Origin of the sequence: Streptomyces spiramyceticus (genome assembly GCF_028807635.1) — a bacterium.
In the GTDB taxonomy this organism is placed as follows: Bacteria; Actinomycetota; Actinomycetes; order Streptomycetales; family Streptomycetaceae; genus Streptomyces; species Streptomyces spiramyceticus.
The window spans coordinates 1,427,516-1,451,909 of record NZ_JARBAX010000001.1; the positions used below are offsets into that span (position 1 = coordinate 1,427,516).

At 69.8% G+C, this 24,394-nt stretch carries 13 protein-coding genes and 1 pseudogene; 6 read left to right on the forward strand and 8 right to left on the reverse strand.

Annotated elements, in window-relative coordinates:
- Positions 1 to 65: 65 nt before the first annotated feature.
- A complete protein-coding gene (locus tag PXH83_RS06420) occupies positions 66 to 1,643 on the forward strand; it encodes a DUF1996 domain-containing protein (RefSeq protein WP_274557698.1) in 1,578 nt (525 codons plus the stop codon).
- 62 nt (positions 1,644 to 1,705) lie between these two features.
- On the opposite strand, the gene PXH83_RS06425 is transcribed toward PXH83_RS06420, so the two are convergent.
- Complete coding sequence (locus tag PXH83_RS06425; RefSeq protein WP_420803122.1) at positions 1,706 to 2,167, reverse strand: hypothetical protein; 462 nt, start codon at positions 2,165 to 2,167, stop codon at positions 1,706 to 1,708.
- A gap of 196 nt (positions 2,168 to 2,363) precedes the next feature.
- Here PXH83_RS06425 and PXH83_RS06430 point away from each other — a divergent pair, with 196 nt between their 5' ends.
- The 5 genes from PXH83_RS06430 to PXH83_RS06450 all read left to right on the forward strand — a co-directional run bounded on the left by PXH83_RS06430 (position 2,364) and on the right by PXH83_RS06450 (position 10,532).
- Complete coding sequence (locus tag PXH83_RS06430) at positions 2,364 to 5,513, forward strand: alpha-N-acetylglucosaminidase (protein ID WP_274557700.1); 3,150 nt, start codon at positions 2,364 to 2,366, stop codon at positions 5,511 to 5,513.
- A gap of 144 nt (positions 5,514 to 5,657) precedes the next feature.
- Positions 5,658 to 7,628 carry a hypothetical protein gene (locus tag PXH83_RS06435; RefSeq protein ID WP_420803123.1) on the forward strand — a complete coding sequence of 657 codons (1,971 nt, stop codon included), beginning with the start codon at positions 5,658 to 5,660 and terminating at the stop codon, positions 7,626 to 7,628.
- 141 nt (positions 7,629 to 7,769) lie between these two features.
- Positions 7,770 to 8,681 (forward strand): metal-dependent hydrolase, encoded by a 912-nt coding sequence (locus PXH83_RS06440; RefSeq protein ID WP_274557705.1) that lies wholly within the window; start codon positions 7,770 to 7,772, stop codon positions 8,679 to 8,681.
- Between the two features lies 1 nt (position 8,682).
- Complete coding sequence (locus PXH83_RS06445) at positions 8,683 to 9,762, forward strand: PDR/VanB family oxidoreductase (protein WP_274557707.1); 1,080 nt, start codon at positions 8,683 to 8,685, stop codon at positions 9,760 to 9,762.
- Positions 9,763 to 9,797: 35 nt separating this feature from the next.
- Positions 9,798 to 10,532, forward strand: coding sequence for a TetR/AcrR family transcriptional regulator (locus tag PXH83_RS06450; protein WP_274557709.1), 735 nt, complete (start codon positions 9,798 to 9,800; stop codon positions 10,530 to 10,532).
- A 94-nt stretch (positions 10,533 to 10,626) separates the two neighbouring features.
- Here the strand turns inward: PXH83_RS06450 and pulA are convergent, their stop codons facing one another.
- The 7 genes and pseudogenes from pulA to PXH83_RS06485 all read right to left on the reverse strand — a co-directional run bounded on the left by pulA (position 10,627) and on the right by PXH83_RS06485 (position 24,176).
- A complete protein-coding gene (gene pulA, locus PXH83_RS06455; protein WP_274557711.1) occupies positions 10,627 to 15,960 on the reverse strand; it encodes a pullulanase-type alpha-1,6-glucosidase in 5,334 nt (1,777 codons plus the stop codon).
- 308 nt (positions 15,961 to 16,268) lie between these two features.
- Positions 16,269 to 17,663: pseudogene (locus PXH83_RS06460) on the reverse strand (alpha-amylase); the annotation flags it as partial.
- Positions 17,664 to 18,110: 447 nt separating this feature from the next.
- The gene (locus tag PXH83_RS06465) at positions 18,111 to 19,175 is read right to left on the reverse strand and encodes a LacI family DNA-binding transcriptional regulator (RefSeq protein WP_274557714.1); all 1,065 of its coding nucleotides are present in this window, start codon (positions 19,173 to 19,175) and stop codon (positions 18,111 to 18,113) included.
- Positions 19,160 to 20,866 carry a glycoside hydrolase family 13 protein gene (locus PXH83_RS06470; protein WP_274562699.1) on the reverse strand — a complete coding sequence of 569 codons (1,707 nt, stop codon included), beginning with the start codon at positions 20,864 to 20,866 and terminating at the stop codon, positions 19,160 to 19,162. The genes PXH83_RS06465 and PXH83_RS06470 overlap by 16 nt, the downstream gene beginning before the upstream one ends.
- An 89-nt stretch (positions 20,867 to 20,955) precedes the next feature.
- Complete coding sequence (locus PXH83_RS06475; RefSeq protein ID WP_274562700.1) at positions 20,956 to 21,846, reverse strand: sugar ABC transporter permease; 891 nt, start codon at positions 21,844 to 21,846, stop codon at positions 20,956 to 20,958.
- An 11-nt stretch (positions 21,847 to 21,857) separates the two neighbouring features.
- Positions 21,858 to 22,868 (reverse strand): carbohydrate ABC transporter permease, encoded by a 1,011-nt coding sequence (locus PXH83_RS06480; protein ID WP_214915472.1) that lies wholly within the window; start codon positions 22,866 to 22,868, stop codon positions 21,858 to 21,860.
- Between the two features lie 33 nt (positions 22,869 to 22,901).
- Positions 22,902 to 24,176 (reverse strand): extracellular solute-binding protein, encoded by a 1,275-nt coding sequence (locus PXH83_RS06485; RefSeq protein WP_274557718.1) that lies wholly within the window; start codon positions 24,174 to 24,176, stop codon positions 22,902 to 22,904.
- Positions 24,177 to 24,394 lie beyond the last annotated feature (218 nt).

A 24,394-nucleotide genomic window follows, 5' to 3' on the forward strand; every position in this document is an offset into this window, starting at 1 on the left:
ACGGAGCGCTTCTCCCCTGCCGGGACCCCCCTTACCTTCACCCGGCAACGAAGCAGAGGAGTTCCATGCGACGCGCATCACGAAAACGATCCACGCTGGCGAGCCGGGCGATTGCCGCATCGGCCGCTCTGATCCTGGGCGGGGGTGGACTGGTCGCCGTCAATGTCTATGCATCTGCGGGGGAAGGCCAGTCCGGACCCGACGGCGGTCAGACCGGTCAGATCGAGAACACCGGCCGGCAGATGTCGACCATTGACTGTCCGGAGGTGGCGAACGACCTGACCGAGGTACCCGATTCGGTGCGCCAGGAAGTCGACCAGGAGCTGGCGGCTCTCGACTCGCAAATCACGGACGCGTACAAGCAGTTCGCCGATTCCTGGAAGCAGATCGCCCAGGATCCGAACTATGCGGAAAACGCCATTCTCCAACCTCTGAAGGACAAGCGGCTGGCGTCCACCGACCGTATAGCCACTGCCATTGAACGCGAGGGCGAGCGCCCTCAGGGCCTCGAAAGCCTCTCGGCCTGTACGCTCCGCGCCGACGACAACGGAGGGGCCGGCGAGGACGGGCAGGTCGACGGAGGCCAGGACGGCGACGGTCAGGGCGACGGCGGTCAGGACGACGGGAACCAGGGTGACGGCGATCAGAACGACGGCCAGGATGGCGGCCAGGATGGTGACCAGGGCGACGGTCAGGGCAATGGCCAGGACGACGGCCAAGGTGACGGCCAGAACAACGGCAACGGTGGGCAGGCCGGCAACGGCCCCGCCGCCGACGACTTCGTCGACATCCAGTCCGTCCAGCCGAACGTCCAGCAGCCTCGCAACCAGCGTGGCGCTTCTCGCGGTACCTTCACCACCGATTGTGGGCGGAACGAGAACGGAAAGTTCAATCCGGACAATGTCATCGTCGCCCCGGGTGTGAGCAATGGCGCGCACCATATGCACGACTACGTCGGCAACCAGGCCAATGACGCATTCGCGAGCGACGACGACCTCGCCCGCGGCGACACGACCTGCCGGAATCAGGGCGACAGGTCGACGTACTACTGGCCCGTCCTGCGCCTGCAGAACGGCCAGAACGAGAATGACGCCAACGCGGACGGCGGCGGCAAGGACAGCAACGTAGGAGAGATCCAGACTCCGTCGGAGGTCTCACTGAAATTCGTCGGAAGCCCCGTCAGCAAGGTCACGGCCATGCCGCGCTTCCTGCGGATCATCACCGGCGACGCCAAGGCATTCACCAATGGTGACGCCAACGCCAACGCTTCCTGGAGCTGCACCGGATTCGAGGACCGCCAGCTCAAGGACAAATATCCGATCTGCCCCGAGGGCAGCCAGGTGGTCCGTACATTCAATTTCCAGAGCTGCTGGGACGGGCAGAACACCGACAGCGCCAATCACCGCACCCATGTGGCGTTCGCTGACGAAAACGGCAGCTGCCCGAACGGATTCCGCGCCATTCCCCAGCTGGTCCAGCGGATCGTGTACGACGTTCCCCCGGGGCCGGGATTCGCCGTCGACTCGTTCCCCGAGCAGCTCCACAAGGCGGGCACCGACCACGGCGACTTCATCAACGTCTTCAACAGCCGGCTGATGCAGAAGGTGGTGTCCTGCGTGAACGACGGGCGCCAGTGCACCTAGCCGCCGACCGTCCGGCCGCCGCCCCCTAGCAGGCGGCGGCCGGACCCCCAGAACCTGCGCGGTCAGCTCCCGTGGTGACCGGAGTGCCCTTCCTCGTCCCCCCCACTGCCACCCTCCCCAGAGTGGTGCGAGGAAGTCTCCACCGTCCCGCCGAGCTGGCCGCGCAGCGCTGTGACCACCTTCTTGTCGCCCACCGCGACCCACTTCCTGCCGACCAGGTACGCACCGCCGTAGTCCTTGGCCTCGTTGATCCATTCGCGCTGACCGCGGTCGGTCGCGAAGGTGGCCAGCACATACCGGCCGTCACCGGTTTTGCAGTTCGCCTGACGCAGCTCCTCCGCGTCCGTCTGGATGTTCGGCTCGCACTCCACCTTCTTCGCGAGCTGCTCCAGGCTGCCCTTCGCCGTCTCCGGCACGGGCTTCTCGTCCTCGCTGTTTCCACCGGCGCCGCAGCCCGCGACGAGCAGGGCCAGAACGGCCATGGCGGATGCGGCAGTTGCTGTACGTCGGCCTTGGTAGCGCATGGGGCCATCGTGCCGTGTACGGCCATGTGGTGGGGCGTGAACCAATACATCGCGCGCCCCATTGCTGCACCCCCGCGCCGTCATTAACGTGCGATCCGTACGCCCCTGTCTCCCCGTCAAGAGCCCACTGAGCCCCGTTACCGAGCCGTATTGAGCCGCTGCTGAGCCCCCCACCGAGCCTCACCGAGGAGCGCCGATGACCGAGCACCCGTCGCGCCGTACGCTGCTGAGCACCGCCGGAGCGATCGGCGTCGGAGCCGCGATCGGGGGACAGACACCGGCCATGGCAGCACAGAATCCCGGCATCAGCCGCGACAGCCGCAATGCCGCCGAAGCCCCTGACGCCACAGCCCCCGCCCGCGCCGCCCTGGAGCGCCTGCTCCCCCGCCACGCCGACCAGTTCCGCCTCGGCGCCCTCACGAGCGGCAGCGGACCCGAGCGCTTCCGGGTCGACGGCGCCACAGGCCGTATCGAGGTCGCGGGCACCAGCCCCGCCGCCACGCTCACCGGCGTCCACTGGTACCTCAAGTACGTCTGCGGGGCGCACATCTCCTGGTCCGGCACCCAGCTCGACCTCCCGCAGCGGCTGCCCGCGCCCCGCGAGCCCCTGGAGCGCTCGGCCACCGTCCCGCACCGCTTCGCGTTCAACGACACGCACGACGGCTACACCGCGCCGTACGCCAACTGGGCCCGCTGGGAGCGGCTGATCGACGTACTCGCCCTGCACGGCTGCAACGAGGTGCTGGTCACCACCGGCCAGGAGGCCGTCTACCACCGCCTCCTCAAGGACTTCGGCTACAGCGACGCCGAGGCCCGCGCCTGGCTGCCCGCCCCCTCCCACCAGCCCTGGTGGCTCCTGCAGAACATGAGCGCGTACGGCGGCCCGCTCTCCCCCGAGCTCATCGCCACACGCGCCGCCCTGGGCCGCCGCATCACCGACCGCATGCGCGAGCTCGGCATGGCGCCCGTCCTCCCCGGCTACTTCGGCACCGTCCCCGACGGCTTCGCGGCCCGCAACCCCGGCGCCCGCACCGTCCCGCAGGGCACCTGGTCGGGCCTGAAGCGCCCCGACTGGCTCGACCCGCGCACCCCCTCCTTCCGCAAGGTCGCCGCCGCCTTCTACCGTCACCAGTACGAACTTTTCGGCCCCGTACAGCACTTCAAGATGGACCTCCTCCACGAGGGCGGCAGCGCGGGAAACGTGCCTGTCACGGAGGCCGCCCGCGCCGTGGAGACCGCTCTCCGGACGGCTCGGCCCGGCGCCACCTGGATGATCCTCGGCTGGCAGACCAATCCGCGCCGCGAGCTGCTCGCCGCGCTCGACAAGAAGCACCTGCTCGTCGTGGACGGGCTGTCCGACCTCGACCGGGTCACCGACCGGGAGAAGGACTGGGGCGGCGCCCCGTACGCCTTCGGCACCATCCCCAATTTCGGCGGCCGTACGACGCTCGGCGCCAAGACCCAGACGTGGACCGAGCGCTTCACCGTCTGGCGCGACCGCCCCGGCTCCGCCCTGGTCGGCACCGCCTACATGCCGGAGGCCGCCGAGCGCGACCCGGCCGCGTTCGAGCTGTTCTCCGAGCTGGCGTGGCGACGCGAGGCGGTGGACCGGGAGGAGTGGTTCCAGGGGTACGCCGACCTGCGCTACGGCGGCCGCGACGCCGAGGCCCGCGCCGCGTTCGCCGCGCTGCGCGACACGGCGTACCGCATCACCAACCGCGACGGCCGCCCGCACGACTCGGTCTTCGCCTCCCGCCCCAGCGTGTTCGCCACCTCGGGCACGTACTATGCGACGCGCGCGCCGTCCTACGACCTGGCGGCCTTCGACAAGGCCTTCGGCGCGCTCATCGGCGTACGCGAGCCACTGCGCGGGAGCGACGCCTACCGCTACGACCTGACCGACCTGGGCCGCCAGGCACTGGCCAACCGCTCCTGGCACCTGCTGCCGCAGCTGAAGGCCGCGTACAGGCGGAAGGACGTGAAGACCTTCCGCGCCCTCTCCTCCCTCTGGCTGAAGCTGATGCGGCTGAGCGAGGACATGACGGGCTGTCACCGGGCCTTCCTGCTCGGTCCGTGGATCGAGGACGCGAAGCGCCTGGCGCCGACCGAGGACGAGGCGGAGCAGCTGGAGCGGACGGCCCGTGTCCTGGTCACGACGTGGGCCGACCGGCCCAGCGCGGACGGCGGACGCCTCGCCAACTACGCCAACCGCGACTGGCAGGGCCTCATCGGCGACTTCCACCTGCCGCAGTGGCAGGCGTACCTGGAGGAGCTGGAGGACGCGCTCGTCGCGAAGCGTGCCCCGAAAGCCTTCGACTGGTACGCCGTCGAGGAGCCGTGGACGCGCGAGCGCAAGGCGTATCCGCTGCGCCCGCCGAACGACGCGTACCGGACCGCCCGCCGCGTCCACGACGTCCTCGCCCGCGCGCCCTACCAGGGCGCGGTCACCGTCACCGCCGAGCCGGCCGTCCTCGCGCCCGGCGGCTCCGCCCTGGTCAGCGCCGCCTTCCGCAACGTCAACGGGTTGTGTGCCACCGGCCGCGTCGACTTCGCCCTGACCGGCGCGGCGGCCGAGCCCGACGGCCCGACGGCCCTGCCGTCCGTCGAAGCGGCGGGCACGGGCACGGTCACCTGGCACGCCAAGGCCCCTGCGGGGCCGCTGCCCCGCCCTCTCGTCCCGATGCCGTACGAACTGAGCACGACGTACGGCCCCCAGGGCGAGGCCCCAGTCACCACCGTCCACGAAGGCGTCCTGTACGTCGCCGGGCCGCTGGGCGCGGGCTGGCGGACGTACACCAACAACGCGGCGGTCTTCGGGGAGCTGGACGGCCGGTACGCGATCAATGGGGCGGGCCAGGACCTGTGGAAGACAACCGCCGAATTCGGGGCGCTGTACCGGGAGGGGGCGCTGCGGGAGGGCGGCGGTGGCGTCGTGACGGTGCGGGTGGATGCGCAGGAGGGGACGGGGGCGTGGGCGCGCGCGGGAATCGCGGTCCGCAACAGCTTGTCGACGCCGGGCTCCCCCGGATCCCTGGGCTTCCTCAACTTGGCTGTCACTCCGGAGAACGGTGTGGTGCTGTCGTACGACACGGACGGCGACGGCACGGTGGACGACTACCAGCGCATCACCGGCATCAAGGCGCCGGTGCTGCTGCGGCTGTCGCGCGCGGGCGATACGTACACCGGCGCGTGCTCCACGGACGGCGGAACATCGTGGCGCACGGTCGCGACGGTGGGCGTGGCGGGCGCGGCGGAGGTGCAGGACGCGGGGATGTTCATGAGCGCGTCGCACGGGGGGAGTGGGGTGCGGGGGACGGTGGAGTTCAGTGGGTGGCAGGTCGGGTGAGTGGGGTGGTGGTGGGCGGACCCGGGCCCGCCCGGGGTTCGCGGCGGGCTTGTGGGGGAAGCCCCGCAGGGCGCGCCTGCCGAGCCGGCCGCCGCGCACCCCACCGCGAGGTGACCATCCGACCATTCGCTCGTTTTGCTGAACGTGCGCCCACAGGATGTCATCAACCGCCCTGGCCCAGACCCCATCGATGTCGAGCAGGCCGAAGCCGCGCTCGTCGAGCACTACCCGCGGCTCGTCCGCCTGGCGTATCTGGTACTGCCGCCGCACCTCGGCCGCAACCGCCGTGTACTGACCGCCCATTCACTCGTGCAGCGCTCGCTGCCGCGCAGCCGCACGCCGGGGGTCTCCGTGGGCGTTCCGCTGCCGCGCCGCACGGAGGGCGCATCGGACGGCCCGGGGTACGCGTACGTACGCCAGCGGGTGCTCCGCCAGGCGCTGGACGCCGGGATTCCGTTGCGCCGCAGGGCCTGGCCCAAGCGGGCCCAGCTGCCGCCGCTGCTGCCGCAGGTCTGGGGGCTGCGGCTGTTCCCGCGCTCCGGCGGAGCCGATGAACTAGCCCTGGACCAGCGACTTTCCGCCCTGTCCGGGCCCGCCCGCGCGGCATACGTACTGCGCGGTCTGGAACGGATGCAGAACGCGGAGGTGGCGCAGGTCCTCTCCGCCGCCGGGACCGTCGACCCGCAAGCGGCGCTCGCCGAGGCGGACACGGTGGAAGCGCCCGGCACCGCCGCGAACGGGCCGAAAGCGGCTGCCGCAAACATCGCCGCGCTCCTCAGGTCCGCCGAGTTCGACCCCTGCTCCCTCCAGGCCAGGCCGACCGACCTCATGCGGCGCAGGCAGCACGCGAAGGCCGCGCTCGCCGCAACGGCGGCCGTGCTGGTGTGCGGGGCGCTGGTCGGGCTGCCGGGCGACGGCTGGGGCGCCGATGGGGCGGCCGCCCCTTCGTACGCCCGTAACCCGGCCGCCGAGCGGGCCCTCGACCCGGCGAAGACCGTCCGGGTGGCTCCCGACGTCTGGAAACAGTCGTCCCGCACCGACTTCTCCGTCTGGCCCACCCGGGGCAACCTTGCCGACGACGAAGCCCTGTTGCGCCGCGCCCTCGCCGTCTGGGCCAGGCCCGGCCCCACCGTGCAGTCCTCGGCCACCCCTGCCACGCCTGCGGGCCCGCCGATGGGCCCGCCCCAGCTGCTCTTCGCGGGGGACGTCGACCAGGCAAGGGTGGTGCTGCTGTACGACGGTCTGCGCGTCGTGCGCTACGCCGAGCCGCAGGACGGCACGGCCGGCGCGGCGCTCGACTTCGCGCGCGTCGACGGCGCGGACGCCGCTGCGGCGAGCGCCCTGGTGGTCGGCCGTACCGTCGGCAATGTCCGCTATCTGACGGCTCCCTGGGTGCGCAAGACGTCCGTACGGGACCTGCTCGACCCGGCCGGGGAGCCGTTGCCGCTGGCCCGTACGCGGGACGGCGTGACGGACCCGCTGAACAGTCCCGCGCAGGCGCGCGACTGCGACTCGTGGGACGCCGTCGAGCTGCGGGACGACGTGGGCGCACACCTGATGACCGACCTCGGCGAGCTGGCCCCGGCCCGGCTGACGTCGGGCCCGCCGTCCGCGCCGCGCGATGTCACGGGCGCGAGCGAGCGGGCACGCTGGGCGCGCACGGCGTGCCTGCTGCCGACCGTGCGCTCGAACGGCGTACGCAGCGTGAACTCCTGGTCCTTCGCCGAACAGACCCTCCCCGAGGGCAACGGCACCGCCGACTGGCTGTGCACGCGCGCGGAGACGTGGCGGGGCACCGGCAGCCGGGTGTTCGCACAGTTCCAGGCGCCGTCCGCGCAGAAGGGGGCACCGGGGGCGGTGGCCGCGCGCGCGGAGCACTCGCCTGCGTGCGGGGTCCGGGATCCGCGGGTGCTCGCGGGCGTGCTGTGGAAGTCGCGGGGCGGCAATTGGTACGTCCTGGCCGCGGGCAGCAAACAGTTCACGTCGGTCACGGCATCGGGCGGCGTCGAAGGCACCGCAGAGGGCAACCTGCTCGCCGTACGGGCGAAGGCGGGGGCGCAGGCGGAGCTGGACGGGCGCGTGGAGGGCGGTGCGCAGGTGGGGGCGCTGCGGTAGGGGGTGCGGGTGAGACCCCGGACGGGCTGGATTTTCCAGCCCGTCCGGCGATTGAGGACTTCGGGAAGGGGCGGGGTGGAGAAAGAAAAGAACCCCCGCACAGACCTATGCCACGGTCGTACCCGTCAGTACATTGACGCCATGTCTAATACGCAGCAGGGGCCGGCCCCCGTCGCGTCCGAGCGGACGCCCCTCAAGGCCCGCAAGGTCTCCTTCGAGTGGGACGACACCCCTCTCCACTGGATCCCCGGCGACCCGTTCGCCACGCACACCATCAACGTGCTGCACCTGCTGCTCCCCGCGGGCGAACGCTGGTTCGTGCACGTCTACAAGCAGGTCCTGCCGTACATCCACGACGACGATCTCCGCGCCGACGTCATTGGTTTCATCGGCCAGGAGGCCATGCACTCCCAGGCCCACGACGACGTACTGCCGCACCTCAAGAAGCTCGGCCTCGACCCCACGCCGTACACCGCCCAGGTCGACTGGCTCTTCGAGAAGCTCCTCGGCGACCGCACCCTGCCGCCCGGCAAGGCACGCAAGTGGTGGCTGATGGAGCGGGTCGCGATCATCGCGGCGATCGAGCACTACACCGCGTTCCTCGGCGACTGGGTCCTCAACGCCGAGGCACTCGACCGGCGCGGCGCCGACCCGACGATGCTCGACCTGCTGCGCTGGCACGGCGCGGAGGAGGTCGAGCACCGGTCGGTCGCCTTCGAGCTGTTCATGCACGTCGACGGCAGCTACCGGCGGCGGGTCAGGACCTGGGCGACCGCGTTCACCGCCCTGGTGTTCCTCTGGCAGCGCGGCTCGCGGTTCTTCATGGAGAACGACCCGACGCTCCTCGAAGGCAAGGCCACCTTGAAGGATCTCGTACAGCGCGGACGGCAGGGCGTACTGCCTGCCACCGGTGACATCGTCCGCTCCGTCCCGCGCTATCTCAGCCGCACGTACCACCCGTCCCAGGAGGGCAGCACGGCCCAGGCCGTGGCCTACCTGGCCGGTTCCCCCGCCGCGGCCGCCGCCGAGAACCGCACGACCGGAGGTTCCTGACATGCCCCGCGTACGCACGCTCGTCCTCGCCACGGGAGCCGCCCTCCTGGCCCAGCGGGCCATGCGCCGCCGGATCAGGCGCTCCCCGCTGTGGCCGCTGCCGGCGCTGGAGAACCCCGTCTCCGGAACCCGGACTCGCGCGCGATCCCTCCGCCTTCTCGTCACCGGGCGCACCGAACCGGCCGTCGGCGTCGTGGAATTGCACCTCGAAGCCCTGGACACCGCCGACCTCCCCGCCTGGGAACCCGGCGCGCACGTCGACCTGGTCCTCCCGTCCGGCCAGATACGCCAGTACTCGCTGTGCGGCGACCCGGCCGACCGGAGTACGTACACCCTCGCCACCCGCCTCATCGAGGACGGCAGGGGCGGTTCACGCGAGGTCCACGAGCAGCTCCACGAGGGCTCGGAGGTCGAGATCCGCGGCCCCCGCAACCGCTTCGCCCTGAACCTGACCGACGCCCGGGCCCCCGCCTACGTCTTTGTCGCCGGTGGCATCGGCATCACCCCGATCCTCCCGATGCTCCGCGCCGCCGACGCCGCGGGCGTCGACTGGAAGCTCCTCTACGGCGGCCGTACCCGCGCCTCGATGCCCTACATCGAAGCCGTCGAGAAGTTGGCCGCCCCCGAGCGCGTGACGATCGTCGCCGAGGACGAGGACGGGCTGCCCGACCTGTCCGCGCTCCTCACCGGCGCTCCCGAGGGCACCGCGGTCTACTGCTGCGGCCCCGAGCCCCTGATGGCCGCCGTCACCGAAATCCTCCCCGCCGGCTGCACCCTCCACCTGGAACGCTTCGCCCCCGCCACCCTTTCGGGCGGCACCGGCGCCTTCGAGGTGGAACTCCGCCGCACGGGCCGCACAGTGACCGTCCCGCCCGACGGCACGGTTCTGGCGGCCGTCCGCCCGGAGGTCCCCAACGTCTCGTACTCCTGCGAGCAGGGTTTCTGCGGTACGTGTCAACAGCGCGTGCTGGAGGGCGAGATCGACCACCGCGACGAACTCCTGACCGACTCCGAGCGCGACGACTCCATGCTGATCTGCGTCTCTCGCGCTCGCGGCAACCGTCTCGTCCTCGATCTGTAACTGGCGTCCTGCGCGAGGCCCGTTACGCTGCTCGTATGACGACCGGGGTACGCCGAAGGATGGGCGTCGAGGAACGCAGGCAGCAGCTGATCGGTGTCGCGCTGGAGCTGTTCAGCCACCGCTCGCCCGACGAGGTGTCGATCGACGAGATCGCGGCCGCCGCGGGCATCTCGCGGCCGCTCGTCTACCACTACTTCCCGGGCAAGCAGAGCCTGTACGAGGCGGCTCTGCGGCGGGCGGCCGACGAGCTGGCGGGGCGGTTCGTCGAGCCGCGCGAAGGGCCGCTCGGGGCGAGACTGCTGCGGGTCATGGGCCGGTTCTTCGACTTCGTCGACGAGCACGGCCCCGGCTTCTCGGCGCTGATGCGGGGCGGGCCCGCCGCGGGTTCGTCGAATGCGAACGCGATGATCGACGAGGTGCGGCAGGCGGCGTACGAGCAGATCCTCGCGCACCTCGACGTCGACGCCGCCGCACCCCCGGCCCGGCTGGCGATGGTCGTACGGTCGTGGGTCTCGCTTGCCGAGTCGACGGCACTGATCTGGCTCGACGGGCGGGTGATCCCGCGCGCCGAGCTGGAGTTGCAGCTGGTGCACGACTTTGCGGCGCTGGCGGCGGTGAGTGCGGCGTACGACGACGAGATGGCGGGGATTCTGCTGCGTATCGTCGCGGCGGAGCCGGAGGACGGGCCGTTCGGGGAGCTTGTCGCGCGGCTGGTGGCGTTGGGGCCGGGGCTGGAGAGGGTGCCGAGTCAGCGGCCGCCGACGCCTTAGCCGATGGCTTTACGTGACGCTTCTTGAGCGGCGGTTGTAGCGGGGTGCGCGTTGCCTGCGGCGCGGGGAACTGCGCCGCAGGCAACCGCAGCGCCTACTCCTGGGTGAAGACCGCCACCGTCCGCCCCGGCACCGTGAACGTGCCCGTGTCCCCGTCGTACGAGGACTTCTTGACCGTCGGGTCAGAGCCGTTCGCCTGAATCGCGTGCAGGGCGTAGTCCTTGCCCGCCAAGGCGGTGACCTTCTGGGTCTGCCGGTCGGGGGTCGCGTTGAAGACCACGACCAGCTTGTCAAGCCGCATGGTGATGACGCCCGGCGTCTCGTCCTTGCCCGAGAGCGGGAAGTCCAGGCGGCTCTGGACGGCGTCCGCCGTCGACTGGCTGAACGCCCCCTCCGTGGTCCGGATCCTCAGGAGGTCCTGGTACGCCCCCGACGCGCCGTCGATCTCCGAGCAGCCCGGCGTGAGCGTCGGAGCCGTCAACAAGGGCTTCGCGTATGACCACTTGGACTTGTTGTCCGCCGCCGGCGGCAGGCCCCGGCCGAAGCCGTTGCCGTCCCGGCAGTCCCAGTGGATCGCGTTGAACCAGTCGCCGCTGTCGTACGAATTACGGTCCAGCGACTTCGAACGCAGCAGGTCGCTCCCCGACTGGGAGAGCGCCGGGCCCTGGGAGAGCGCCGCCGTCGCCATCGCCAGTACCTGCATGCGCGCACGGTCCGCCGCCGCCGTACCGCGCGGCAGTTTGAAGGCGAGTGCGTCGTAGAGGGTTTCGTTGTCGTGGGCGTCGGCGTACGCGAGGGCGTCGCCGGGGGCCGCCGCGTAACCGGCGGGGGCGCCGTTGTAGTCGACCTCGGAGCCCTTGACCGTACGGCCGCTGGTGTCTGTGAAGGTGTACGCGGCGAGGTTGCCGGACAGGCCCACCTTGATCAGGTCCTGGTAGTGGAGCAGCCGGGACTTCTGTTCGGCCACCGTTCCGTTGGCGGGAGAGGAGTTAGGGTCCGTGTAGAGGCCGGACGCGAAGCCCTGCACGCCCGGGTCCTCGTCGAACGGCCCGCCGCCGCGCACCGCGTCGCGCGCCCGGTCGGAGAAGGTCGCGATGCCGGTGCCTGCCATGTTCTTCTGAGTGGCCTGCTCGAAGCGCGCGTCGTCGGCGATCTCGCCGAAGTTCCAGCCCTCCCCGTACAGGATGATCTTCTTGCCGTCCACGCCGTCGCGCGCGACCGTCAGCTCGTCGAGTGCCTTGCGGACGGCGAGGATGTTGGCCTTGGGGTGGTGGCCCATGAGGTCGAAGCGGAAGCCGTCGACCTTGTATTCGCGGGCCCAGGTCACGATCGAGTCGACCACCATCTTGCCCATCATGGCGTTCTCCGGCGCCGTGTTCGCACAGCAGGTGGAGGTGGCCACGCTGCCGTCGGCGAGCAGCCGCTGGTAGTAGCCGGGGACGATCTTGTCGAGTACGGACTTGTCGGCCTGGCCCGACGCGACGGTGTGGTTGTAGACGACGTCCATGACCGTGCGCAGGCCGGAGTTGTTCAGGCCCTGGACCATCTGCCGGAACTCGACCGTGCGCCGCGTCCCGTCCGGGTCACTGGCGTACGAGCCCTCGGGCACGGTGTAGTGCAGCGGGTCGTAGCCCCAGTTGTACGCGTCCTTCGCCGCCGCCTTCGCCACGCACGCCTGCTGCTCGTCCGAGTCGGGTGCGTAGACGGACAGGTCGCAGGCGGGGCGCTGCTGGTCGGACTTCTTCTCGGGGATGGTGCCGATGTCGAAGACGGGGAGGAGGTGGACGTACGACGTGCCGGAATCGGCCAGCTTGTCGAGGTGCTTCATGCCCTTCGAGCCGCGGTCGGTGAAGGCCCGGTACTCCCCCGGGTGCTTGGCGGTGCGGTCCGCGACCGAGAAGTCGCGGACGTGCAGCTCCTGGATCTGCGCGTCGCGCAGCGGTGTCGCCGCCGGCTTCTTGAGCGTCGACCAGCCCTTGGGGGCCAGCTTCGGGTCGGTGAGGTCGACGACGAGACTGCGCGCCGAGTCGGCGGTGAGTGCGGTCGAGTAGGGGTCGGTGACCTTGTTGGTGACGACCTTCTGGACGCTGGGCGCCCAGACCTTCACGACGTAGCGGTACGGCTTGCCCGCCCAGCTCTTGCTGCCGGTGACGGACCAGACGCCGGTCGCTGCGTTCCGCTTCATGCCGACGCTCTTGCCGTCGAGTTCCAGGGCCACGGACTGGGCGGTCGGTGCCCAGACGGAGAGAGTGGGCCTGCCCTTGCGGTCGAAGACCGGGCCCAGGGCCGCCTTGGTCGCCTTCGAGCCGTACAGGTCGTCCAGCACGCCCGGCAGCTGGACGCCGGTGGCCGCGAGCAGTGCGCCGTTCGCCGCGCGCTGGGTGGCGATGATCTGGCCGCGCAGGGATGCGCGGACCCGGTCGCGGTCGCGCGGGTCGACGGTGAAGGCCGGATAGTCCTTGAGGTGCGGGAACTCGGCCTTCTGCGCGTCGGTGAGAGTGGACGTGCCTAGGCGCAGCCACCGGCCCTCGTCCGAGAGCGCGCCGTCGACGACCGCGATGCCGCCTTCGGGTGCGTACACGAGCTGCTGGCTGGTGGCCTCGGTGGCCTTGACCTTCCAGACGACCGTGTCGGCGTCGATCCACTGGGCCTCGGCCTTGGTCAGGTCGAGCGTGGCCGCGCCGCCGGTCTGCGGCAGCAGGTACTTGGGCTGCCCGGCGAGCATCCACACCTCGTTGCCGTAGGTGGCGAGGTCGAGGGACTGGTCGCTCGGGAGGTCCTTCTCGTCGCCCTTGTGCAGGATGTAGCTGAGCGAGGTGGCGCCGGGGGCGAGCGGGACCTCGAAGGTCGCGCCGTACGCGTCCTTCTTCACCGGCAGCAGCGGCTTCGACCAGTCGGTCGGATCCTTGGCGCCTGTCCAGGTGTGCAGGCCCCAGCCGTCGTAGTCGCCGTCGGCACGCTTGTAGTGCAGGACGGCCTTGGTCTTGTCCTGGGGCGGGTAGGCGCCTTCGGGAGCCTTGGTCGCCTGTCCTTCCTTGCCCTGCTCGATCCAGACCTCGCCGGTCTTGCCGAGGTCGACGGTGCGCTGCGGGCCGTCGGCCGTGCCGTTCTTCTCGACGGTGTACGGGAACGAGCCCGCGCCCTCGGCAAGCTTGATCCACGCGAAGGCGCCGTAGGCGTCGCGGCCGGTGAAGGCGGCTGCCTTGTCGCCGTCGCCGGACTTGAGCTGCCAGCCGTCGTAGTCGCCGTCGGCACGCTTGTAGTGGACGACGGCGTAGTCGCGCTCGACGGCGGTCGGCCTGTCGGGCGCGGGGGCCCGGCCCGCCGTCGTCGAGGCGAGGGCGCTCGCGGTGCGCCCGGCACTGTCCACCACAACTGCCTTGTACCGCAAGGCGGTTCCGGCCGCTACGTCGCGGTTCAGATGCTGGGTGACCTTGTACGGGGCGTGGTCGGCGGAGCCGAGGGTGCGCCACTTGCCGTTGCCGGTCTGGGCGGCGAAGACGACACGGTTGAGCTGCCCGCCGTCGGTGTCCGCGCTGATCTCGACGGTGCCGGTGGCGCCGGCTGCGGGGGCCTTGAGGGTGATGGCCGGCTTGGCGGCGGGGGCGGGGAGGGGCTTGGTGGCCTGGAGTACGACGCTGGAAAGCGCGGGGACGGTGACCTTGATCTTGCGGTCCGCGTCACTGCGTACCGTGTCGTCGGAATCGCCGTACAGGGTACGGAAGCCGGTGTTCGCCGAGCCGGTCGTCAGCTCTACGGTCTTCGGCTCGGAACCGTTGTTCGTGGCAACGACGTACTCGGTCTTGCGCTTGGCGTCCGTACGGGAGAAGGCGTACACGGAGCCTTCGGCGTGCAGCTGCTGCTGTACGCCGTCCCTGAGGGCGGGGTGGTCCTTCGTGAGCTTCGAGAGCTCGGCGATGGAGCGGTAGAGGGGGTGCTCGGTGTCGTACGCGTCGGAGGCGTGCGTACGGTCCGTGCCGAGCTGGTCGTCGTCCAGATAATCCGCGGTCTTCGACGCGAAGAGCGTCTGGCGGGCGTCCTTGTCGCCGCCCGCGCCCGTGAAGCCCTGCTCGTCGCCGTAGTAGACGACCGGGTTGCCGCGCGAGAAGAACATCAGCTCATTGGCGAGGCGCGCGCGCTTCAGCAGCTCGGCGTCCTCGGCCTTCGGGTTGTCCTGCTTGAGGAAGGTCCCGATGCGGCCCATGTCGTGGTTTCCGGTGAAGGAGACCTGCTCGTAGGCGTTGGCCTTGTCCGTGGTGTAGCGGTAGTCGTCGCCGAAGACCTTGGCGAGCCTGCTCGCCGCCGCGCCCTGGGAGGCGTACGCGCGGGTCGCGTCCTGGAGCGGGAAGTCGAGGGTCGAGTCGAGGCGGCCGCGCGTGACGTAGGGCGAAGTGACCTGCGGGTCGGCGGAGTAGACCTCGCCGAACATGAAGAAGTCGTCGCGGCCGTGCTTGGCGGCGTACGCGTCGAGGGCGGTCGCCCATTCGGTCCAGAAGTCCAGGTCCACGTGCTTCACGGTGTCGATGCGGAAACCGTCGATTTCGAAGTCGCGGACCCACTTCTGGTAGATCTCCGCCATGCCGTCGACGACTTCGGGACGCTCGGTCCACAGGTCGTCCAGGCCGGCGAAGTCGCCGTACTCGGAGCTTTCGCCCGCGAAGGTGGAGTCGCCGCGGTTGTGGTACATCGTGGGGTCGTTGAGCCAGGCCGGGACCTTCTTCTCGGCCTCGGGCCGTTGTTTCGGGGTGTACGGGAAGGTGTCGGCGTCGACCTTGGGGATGCCCTCGCGGTCGTCGAAGGGCCTGCCGGACCTGTCGAGGTAGGGGTGCGCGCCCTTGGGGCGGTAGCCGTACTTCTTCTCGGCGTAGTCGACGGTGTCGGCGGTGTGGTTCGTGATGACGTCGAAGAAGACCTTCATGCCCTTGGCGTGGGCTTTGTCGATCAGCTTTTCCAGATCGGCGTTGGTGCCGAAGTGGGGGTCGACCTGGGTGAAGTCGCTGATCCAGTAGCCGTGATAGGCGGCTGATGCGTCTTTTCCGGTGCCCTGTACTGGCTTGTTCTTGAAGATCGGTGCCATCCAGATGGAGGTGGTACCGAGGTTCTTGATGTAGTCGAGCTTTTCGGTGAGGCCCTTGAGGTCGCCGCCCTGGTAGAAGCCCTTGTCGGCGGGGTCGTAGCCCGTCTCCAGGCGTGAGCCGGTGAGGCCGCCGCGGTCGTTGGCGGTGTCGCCGTTCGCGAACCGGTCGGGCAGTACGAAGTAGAACTGCTCCCGGGTCAGGTCGTGCCGCGCGGGCGTGGCGGCGAGAGCTCTGTCCGACGGCGGGGCCGGCGGCTTCGCGGCGGCGGATGCCGTTGCGGCTGCGGGCGGCGCGGGTATGAGCGCTGCGAACAGGGCGGCCGCGATGGCTGCGCCGGCTCTGCTGGGCATTTGAGGTGGTCTCCTTGGTTGAGGGGTGGTGCGTGGTTGTCGGGTGCGGTGCGGGTGCGGTGCGTGCGGGTGCAGTGCGGGTGCAGGTTGCCTGCGGCGCGGTTCCCCTACCCGCCCCTTTCCCGAAACTGGGGGCAAGCCCCCAGACCCCCGGACGCCCTACGGGCGTGTCCTCAAACGCCGGACGGGCTGGATTTTCAGCCGTCCGGCGTTTGAGGACCGGGGTCTGGGGCGGAGCCCCAGTTCGGGAAGGGGCGGGTAGGGGAAAGCGCCGCAGGCAACCCGCGCCTGCGACGCCCCGGGGGTCAACCGGCGTTACATGTACGCGCATTCACATGCAGCGCAACCGCCGTGTTCGCGCCCAGCGTGGCCGTGAACTGGCCGGAGCCGTTGACTGTCACCGACCTGTTGTTCTGCACGTCGCAGTACGTGCCGGCCGCCAGCGACGTCTGGAACGTACGGGTCAGCGACCAGCCCTCGTGGTTGATCGCGACGTACGCCTTGTCGCCCCGCCCGAACGCGATCTGGTCGCCGCCGTTGTCCCACCAGTTCGTGACGCCCTGACCGCGCGCCACGTTCCGGAAGCCGACCATGCTCTTGATCTCGGGCCAGTTGTGCTGGCACTTCCACCCGTCGCTCCAGCACGCGTTCACCGTCCCGCCGTTGGGCGGCCCGGCGTCCTTGTCCGACCATTCGTAGCCGGAGTGGACGTCGGGCGAGCCGTAGGGCCAGGCCAGCATGAAGACGTTCGCCAGCGTGTAGTTCGCGCCGTCCTTGTAGTTGAGGGTGTCGCCGCCGCGCTCGGTGTCGTGGTTGTCCACGAAGACGGCGGACTTGCCGCTCTCCATGTAGCCCCAGCCCTCGCCGTAGTTCTTCAGGTAGGCCAGGTTCTCCTGGTTGAAGACCCGCTTGAGGTCACGGGCGTACCGGAACTCCTGCACATCGCCCGAGCCGAGGTACTCGCTCGGCGAGACCGCCTCCCCCGCGCCGTAGATCGCCTCCTGCTTCCAGTACACGCCCGGATTGCTCAGCCGGGACTTGATGTTGGCGAGGTCGGCGGCCGGCATGTGCTTGGCCGCGTCGATGCGGAAGCCGTCGACGCCCAGCGAGAGAAGGTCGTTCAGGTACGTTGCGATCCGGCCGCGTACGTAGTCCTCGCCCGTGTCGAGGTCGGCGAGGCCGACCAGCTCGCAGTTCTGGACGTTGGCGCGGTCGCCGTAGTTGCTGCCTATCTGGGTGCGGCAGTCGTCCATGTCCGCGCCCGAGTAGGTGCCGGGGTAGTTGTACTTCTCGTACGACGAGCCGCCGGTACCGGTCCCGCCGGCCGACGCCATGTGGTTGATGACGCTGTCGGCGATGACCTTGACGCCCGCCCCGTGGCAGGCGTTGACCATGTTCGCGAACGACGTGCGGTCACCGAGCCGTCCCGCGATCTTGTAGCTCACGGGCTGGTACGAGGTCCACCACTGGCTGCCCTGGATGTGCTCCTGGGGCGGGGAGACCTGGACGTAGCCGTAACCGGCCGGTCCGAGTGTCCGGGTGCACTCCGTGGCGACCGAGTCGAACTTCCACTCGAAGAGGACCGCGGTGACGTCCTTGTCGCCGGGCGGGGCGGCCTGTGCGGTGCCGGTGGGCGCCACGAGGACGGCTCCTCCGGCCGTGAGGGCGAGGGCGAGCGCGGCAGAGAAAGGTCTGCGGGCCATGTTTCCTCCTGCATGGGGGGAGGTGCGGGTGCGACGGTGCAGCCTCGCGCGGCAACGCGCCTTGCCCTCAAGGCTTGAATGTTCTTGCAGCAATAGTTGAAAACTTGCCGCGGGGCAGACCGTACGAGCCCTCACCAGCGGGGTCAACCCTTGAGACACACTCCGCTAACCTGCGGGAAATCTTGCCGATTGCTGGCGGATTTCTTCTTGCAAGCTCTTTCGCAAGCACTTGCGGAGCTGTTACGTTCTTCCCGGCTCCAGCTCGGCCGGCGGGGGTCCCGGCAGGTCCGGGCCCCACGCGCCCGTCCGGTCGGGCCGGGTACGACAGGGGCTCCCCGGACCATCGATTCCCCGCGGCCCGACCTGGGCAGGTCCGGGGCTCCCCCTGCCGCCCCCGACCCACCCCCGGCCTCTCGCCGAAGCTCTCCGCTACATCCGTTACGTCCGCTACGCGCGCGACGGCGCGGTGGAGCCCCGTACCACCAGCTCCGGCTGGAAGACGTACTCCGTGCTCCCCCAGCTACCGCTGGGAGGTGCCCCCAGCACCGGGTTGCCGCCGATCTCCTCCAGCAGCGCACCCACCGCGGCCGTCGCCATCGCCTGTACCGGCTGGCGCACCGTGGTCAGCGGCGGGTCGGTGAAGGCGATCAGCTGCGAGTCGTCGAAGCCCACCACCGAGACGTCGTCGGGCACTTCGAGCCCGCGCCCGCGCGCCGCGCGCACCACGCCGAGCGCCATCATGTCGCTGCCGCAGACAATGCCCGTGCACCCGCTGTCCAGCAGCGCTCCCGCCGCCACCTGGCCGCCTTCGACGCTGAACAGCGTGTGCTGGACGGCCAGTTCGGCCTCCTCGCGGGGCACCCGCAGCACGCTGCCGAGCGCGTCGACGAAGCCCTCCCGCTTGCGGCGGGAGGGGACGTACCGCTGCGGGCCTACGGCCAGGCCGATGCGTTCGTGGCCCAGGTCGGCGAGATGTCCGACCGCCATGCGCATCGCGGCGTGGTCGTCGGGCGACACGAAGGGGGCGCTGATCGCCTCGTTGTAGCCGTTGATCAGGACGTACGGGACCCCGCGCGCGGCCAGCGCGGCGTACCGCGCGGGGTCGGTCGACAGGTCGGCGTGCAGCCCGGACAGGAAGACGATGCCGCCCACGCCGCACGCCACGAGCTGGTCGACCAGCTCGTCCTCCGTGGCGCCGCCCGGCAGCTGGGTGCACAGCACGGGCGTATAGCCGTGCCCGGCCAGCACCTGCTCGATGACCTGGGCGAACGCCGGAAAAATGGGGTTGGTCAGCTCGGGCGTCACCAGGCCGACCAGGCCCGCACTGCGCTGCCTCAGCCGTACGGGCCGCTCGTAGCCCAGCACGTCGAGCGCCACGAGCACCCGCTGACGCGTGGTGTCCGCGACGCCCGGCTTGCCGTTCAGCACCCGGCTCACGGTCGCCTCGCTGACGCAGGCGTGCTCCGCGATGTGCGCCAGCCGGGGCGCGGGGACGGTCACACCGTCCACCACACCGTGGTGTCCGCAGGCAGGTCGAAGTCGCCCTCGCCGACGGTCACTTCGGCGCTGGCGAGGAGGAGATGCCCGGGGGCCGGGATACGTACCGGGGCGCCCGTCGTGTTGACCGTGCAGACGAAACCCTCGCGCGCGAAGGCCACGACACCGTCGGGGGCGTCCAGCCATGACACGTCCGTGCCGGCGCCCAGGCCCGGGTGCTCGCGGCGCACGGCCAGCGCGGAGCGGTACAGCTCCAGGGTCGAGTCCGGGTCTCCGGTCTGCGTCTCGACGCTCAGCCCGGCCCAGGACTCCGGCTGCGGAAGCCAGCTGCCGCCCGCCCCGAATCCGTACGACGGACCCTCGGCCGTCCACGGGATCGGGACGCGGCAGCCGTCGCGGAAGCCGTCCTGGCCCTCCGCGCGGAAGAAGGACGGGTCCTGGCGGGCCTCGTCGGGCAGGTCGGTGACGTCGGGCAGGCCGAGCTCCTCGCCCTGGTAGACGTACGCCGATCCGGGCAGTGCCAGCATCAGCAGCGACGCGGCGCGGGCGCGGCGCAGGCCGAGCTCGCGGTCGCCCGCCGTGCGCAACTGGGTGCCGAGCCCCGCCGGGTTGGCGAACCGGGTCGCGTGCCGCGTCACGTCGTGGTTGGACAGCACCCAGGTGGCGGGTGCGCCGACCGGTCGCATCGCGGCGAGGGAGACGTCGACGACCTCGCGCAGCGCGGCGGCGTCCCAGTCCGTGCCGAGGTACTGGAAGTTGAAGGCCTGGTGCAGCTCGTCGGGACGTACGTAATTGGCCGTACGGTCCACGGTCGGGGTCCATGCCTCGGCGACGCCTATGCGCTCGCCCGGGTACTCGTCGAGGATCTGCCGCCAGGAGCGGTAGATCTCGTGGACGCCGTCCTGGTCGAAGAACGGCATGACGTCATTGCCGAGGAGCTTCAGCTGGTCGTGGCTGCCGAGGTCGGGCAGGCCTTCCGCCTTGACCAGGCCGTGTGCGACGTCGATGCGGAAGCCGTCGACGCCCATGTCGAGCCAGAAGCGGAGGATGGAGCGGAACTCGTCGGCGACGGCCGGGTTCTCCCAGTTGAAGTCGGGCTGCTCGGGGGCGAAGAGGTGCAGGTACCAGTCGCCGGGCGTGCCGTCCGGGTCGGTCGTACGGGTCCAGGCGGGGCCGCCGAAGATGGACTCCCAGTCGTTCGGGGGGAGTTCGCCGTCTGCGCCCTTACCGGGCCTGAAGTGGTAGCGGCCGCGCAGGGCGGAGCCGGGGCCCTCCTTCAGCGCGCGCTTGAACCACTCGTGCTGGTCGGAGGAGTGGTTGGGCACCAGGTCGACGATGATGCGCAGGCCCAGCTCGTGGGCGTCGCGGATCAGTGCGTCGGCGTCGAGGAGGGTGCCGAACATGGGGTCGATGGCCCGGTAGTCGGCGACGTCGTAACCGGCGTCGGCCTGCGGGGATGCGTAGAAGGGGCTGAGCCAGACGGCGTCGACGCCGAGGTCCCTGAGATACGGGAGACGGCGGCGTACCCCTTCGAGATCGCCCATGCCGTCGCCGTTGCTGTCGGCGAAACTGCGCGGATAGACCTGGTAGATCACCGCGTCCCGCCACCAGCCGGTGCGCCGCCGGTTTCCAATGGTGGGGCCAATGGTGGGGCCACTGGTGGGGGCACTGGTGGGGGCGGTGGGAGCAGCGAGGTGCTGGGTCATGTCGTCCCTGGAAGTCATGGGGGTGGGAGCGGCGCCGGTGTGGGGTGCGGCCCGGCGCCGCCGACTGGCTGTACGCGGGTGGGAGGGTGTCAGCCCTTGGTGGCGCCCGCTGTCATTCCGGCCACCAGATGGCGCTGCACGAAGACGAAGACGACGGCGGCCGGGACGGCGATGAGCACGGAGGCCGCGGTCATCGGGCCCCACTGGGCGCCGTACTGGTTGACGAACTTCTGCAGACCGCCGGCGAGGGTGAGGTTCTCGTCACCGACCATGAAGGCGGAGGCGTACGCCACTTCGCCCCAGGCGGTGATGAAGGAGTAGAACGCGGTCACGGCCAGGCCCGGCTTGGCGAGCGGCAGGATCAGCCGCCAGAAGGTGCCGAACGGGTTGAGGCCGTCGACGCGGCCCGACTCGTCGATCTCCTGCGGGATGGTGTCGAAGAAGCCCTTCATCATCCAGGCGCAGAACGGCACCGCGATGGTGAGGTACGTGATGACCAGTCCCGCGGGCTGATTGAGCAGGCCCATCTTCGACATGATGTTGTAGATCGGCACGATGAGGACGGCGACCGGGAACATCTGGGTGATCAGCAGCGTCCACATCAGCGGTTTCATGCCGGGGAAGCGGAAGCGGCTGACGGCGTAGCCGGTGGTGGCCGAGACGAAGACGCCGAGGACCGTGGTGAGGCCTGCGACGAGCAGCGAGTTGCCGAACCAGGTGAGGAACGGGGTGTCGTTCAGCAGGTTCGTGTAGTTCGCGAGCGTCGTCTCTTTGAAGAACGCCGTCGTCGATGCGTGCTTGGCGGGCTTGAGCGAGGTCAGCAGGACCCACAGCACCGGGAAGACCGCGATCACGGACGTCACGATGAGCGTGGCGTGCAGGCCGAAGGAGGCGAGCGGCGAGCGCTCGCCGCGCGGACGGACCCGGCCGGCGCGGTGCGGGGCCCTGCCTGCGGTGTTCTTCGCTGCGGTGTTCTGCACTGCGGTGGTGGTCACCAGACTTCTCCCTGCTTGCGGAGGGCTCGCCGGTAGACCGCGGCGAAGACCATCAGGAGGATCAGGATCAGTACGCCCCAGGTGGAGGACATCGCGAAGTCGCGGGGACTGATCTCGAAGGAGAATTTGTACGCCTGGGTGACCAGGATCTGGGTGGCCTCGCCGGGTCCGCCGCGGGTGAGCAGGAAGATCACCGGGAACATGTTGAACGTCCAGATGGTGCTCAGCAGGACCACGGTGGAGCTGACCGAGCGCAGCCCGGGCATGGTGATGTGGCGGAACCGCTGCCAGGCGCTCGCCCCGTCCATCTCGGCGGCTTCGTACAGCTCACCGGGGATGGACTGGAGGCCGCCGAGGAGGGCGACCATCATGAACGGCACGCCGAGCCAGACGTTGACGACGATGACCGCGAACTTGGCCCAGGTCGGGTCGTTGAGCCAGGGCACCGCGTCGATGCCGCCGCCCGCGAGGAGCTTGTTGAGCAGGCCGCGGTCCTCGTTGTAGAGGAAGCGCCAGGCGAAGACCGACACGAAGCCGGGCACGGCCCAGGGCAGGATCAGCATCATGCGGTACGCGGAGCGTCCCGCGATCCTGCGGTTGAGCATGTTGGCCAGGGTCAGGCCGAGTACGAAGGTGACGGAAACGCAGGAGACCGTCCAGACCAGGGTCCAGCCGAGGGTCGACAGGAACTGGTTGCCGGTGAGGGCGTCGGTGTAATTGTCCAGCCCCACGAACTTGTAGGTCGCGGGCAGGTGATTGACCCCGATGGACCGCTCGACGTTGCGCTCGTTGGCGTCGGTCATCGACAGATAGATTCCGCGGCCGAGCGGATAGCCGATGATCACGCCGATCACGATCACCACCGGGGCGATCATGGTCCAGGCGTACCAGTGGACCGAGACGGCCCGGCGGAACCTGCCGGGCGGTTTTCCAGCGCCGCGGCTCCGGCCGCGGGCGACATTGTCACCCGCGGCCTTCGCCACCGACTGGCTGGTGTGGACAGCCATCAGCCGGCCTCCTGCCTTCCTGTCACTTCTTGCTTACTTCCAGCCCTTGAGGAGCTTCCGGTAGGAGTCGCCGGTGGCCTTGGCGCCCTTCTCCGGGGTGGTCTGGCCGGTGAGGACCTTGGTGTACTCGGTCTTCAGCGGCTCGAAGAGGCTGCCGGTCTCCGGGATCCAGGGGCGCTCGACGGCCTTGTCGACGACGGGCTTGAAGAAGCCGACGATGTGGTTGCCGGACACGTCGGGCTGGGAGTACACGGAGGTGCGCGTCGGGAGCAGGTTGAGCTCCTTGGCGATCAGGGCCTGGCTCGTGGCGGAGGTCATGTACTCGCTGAAGGCGTACGAGGCGTCCAGGTTCTTGGAGCCCGCGTAGACCGCGAGGTTGTGGCCGCCCTGCGGGGCGCCCTGTCCGGCGGAGCCGGCCGGCACCGTGGTGATGCCCAGGTTGGCCTTGTCCTTGAACTCCTTGCCGGCGAAGGTGTCGGCGACGGCCCACGGGCCGTTGATCATCATGGCGGCCTTGCCGTCCTTGAAGGACGCCTGCATGTTCTCCCACCCGTCGGTGGCGTCGGTCTTGGCCGCACCGGAGTCGACGAGGTCCTTGACGACCTTGAGCGCCTTGACGCCGGGCTCCTGGTCGACGGTGACCGTCTTCTTCTTGGCGTCGACCAGGTCGCCGCCCTCGCCGTAGAGGAAGGACAGGAACCAGTACGCGTCGTCGCCGCGCAGGTAGAGGCCGGTCTTGCCGGTCTTGTCCTTGATCTTCTTCGAGACGCTCTTCAGCTCGTCGATCGTCCGGGGCACCTTGACGCCGGCGTCCTTGAAGATCTTCTCGTTGTAGAAGAGGCCCATGGAGTCGATGACCTGGGGCACCGCGTACGTCTTGCCGTTGTACTTGGTGCTGGCCGCGGCCTGCCCGAGGAAGTCCTTCTCGTTCTTCAGGGCGGTGGTGCCGTCCAGCGGAGCGAGGTAGCCGAGGTCGGCGAACTGCGGGGTCCAGGCGACCTCGGCGCGGATCACGTCGGGGGCGCCGGAGCCGGACTGGGCGGCGTTCTTGAACTTGTTCTGGGCCTCACCGAACGGAACGTTGACGTACTTGACGTCGACGTCCGGGTGCTTCTTCTCGAAGCCCTCGGCCAGCTTCTTGAAGACCTTGTCCTCACTGCCGACGGTCGAGGTGTCCCACCAGGTGACTGTGCCGGACAGCTTGCCCGAGCTCTTCTTCTCACCGCTGTCACCACTGTCGCCACCGCAAGCCGTCGCCGCGAGCGCCAGGGTCGCGACCAGGGCGGTGGCCGCTATGCCACGTCGCATCTGAACTCCTTCAACTGCCGAACCGCTCCGTCGCGGCGCCGGGTCGTCGAGGAACGTAACAAGGATGAAAGAAGACCGAAAGAGCTTGCGAAGATTTTCCGCAAGACCAGCCGATCGTTACATCGGCGTGTCCTCACGGTTGCCGTTCCACCCCTTGCCAGACAGGCCACAGGCGCTCTCATGACCTTGTCGGGGACCCTGCAAGCACTACCGCAAGG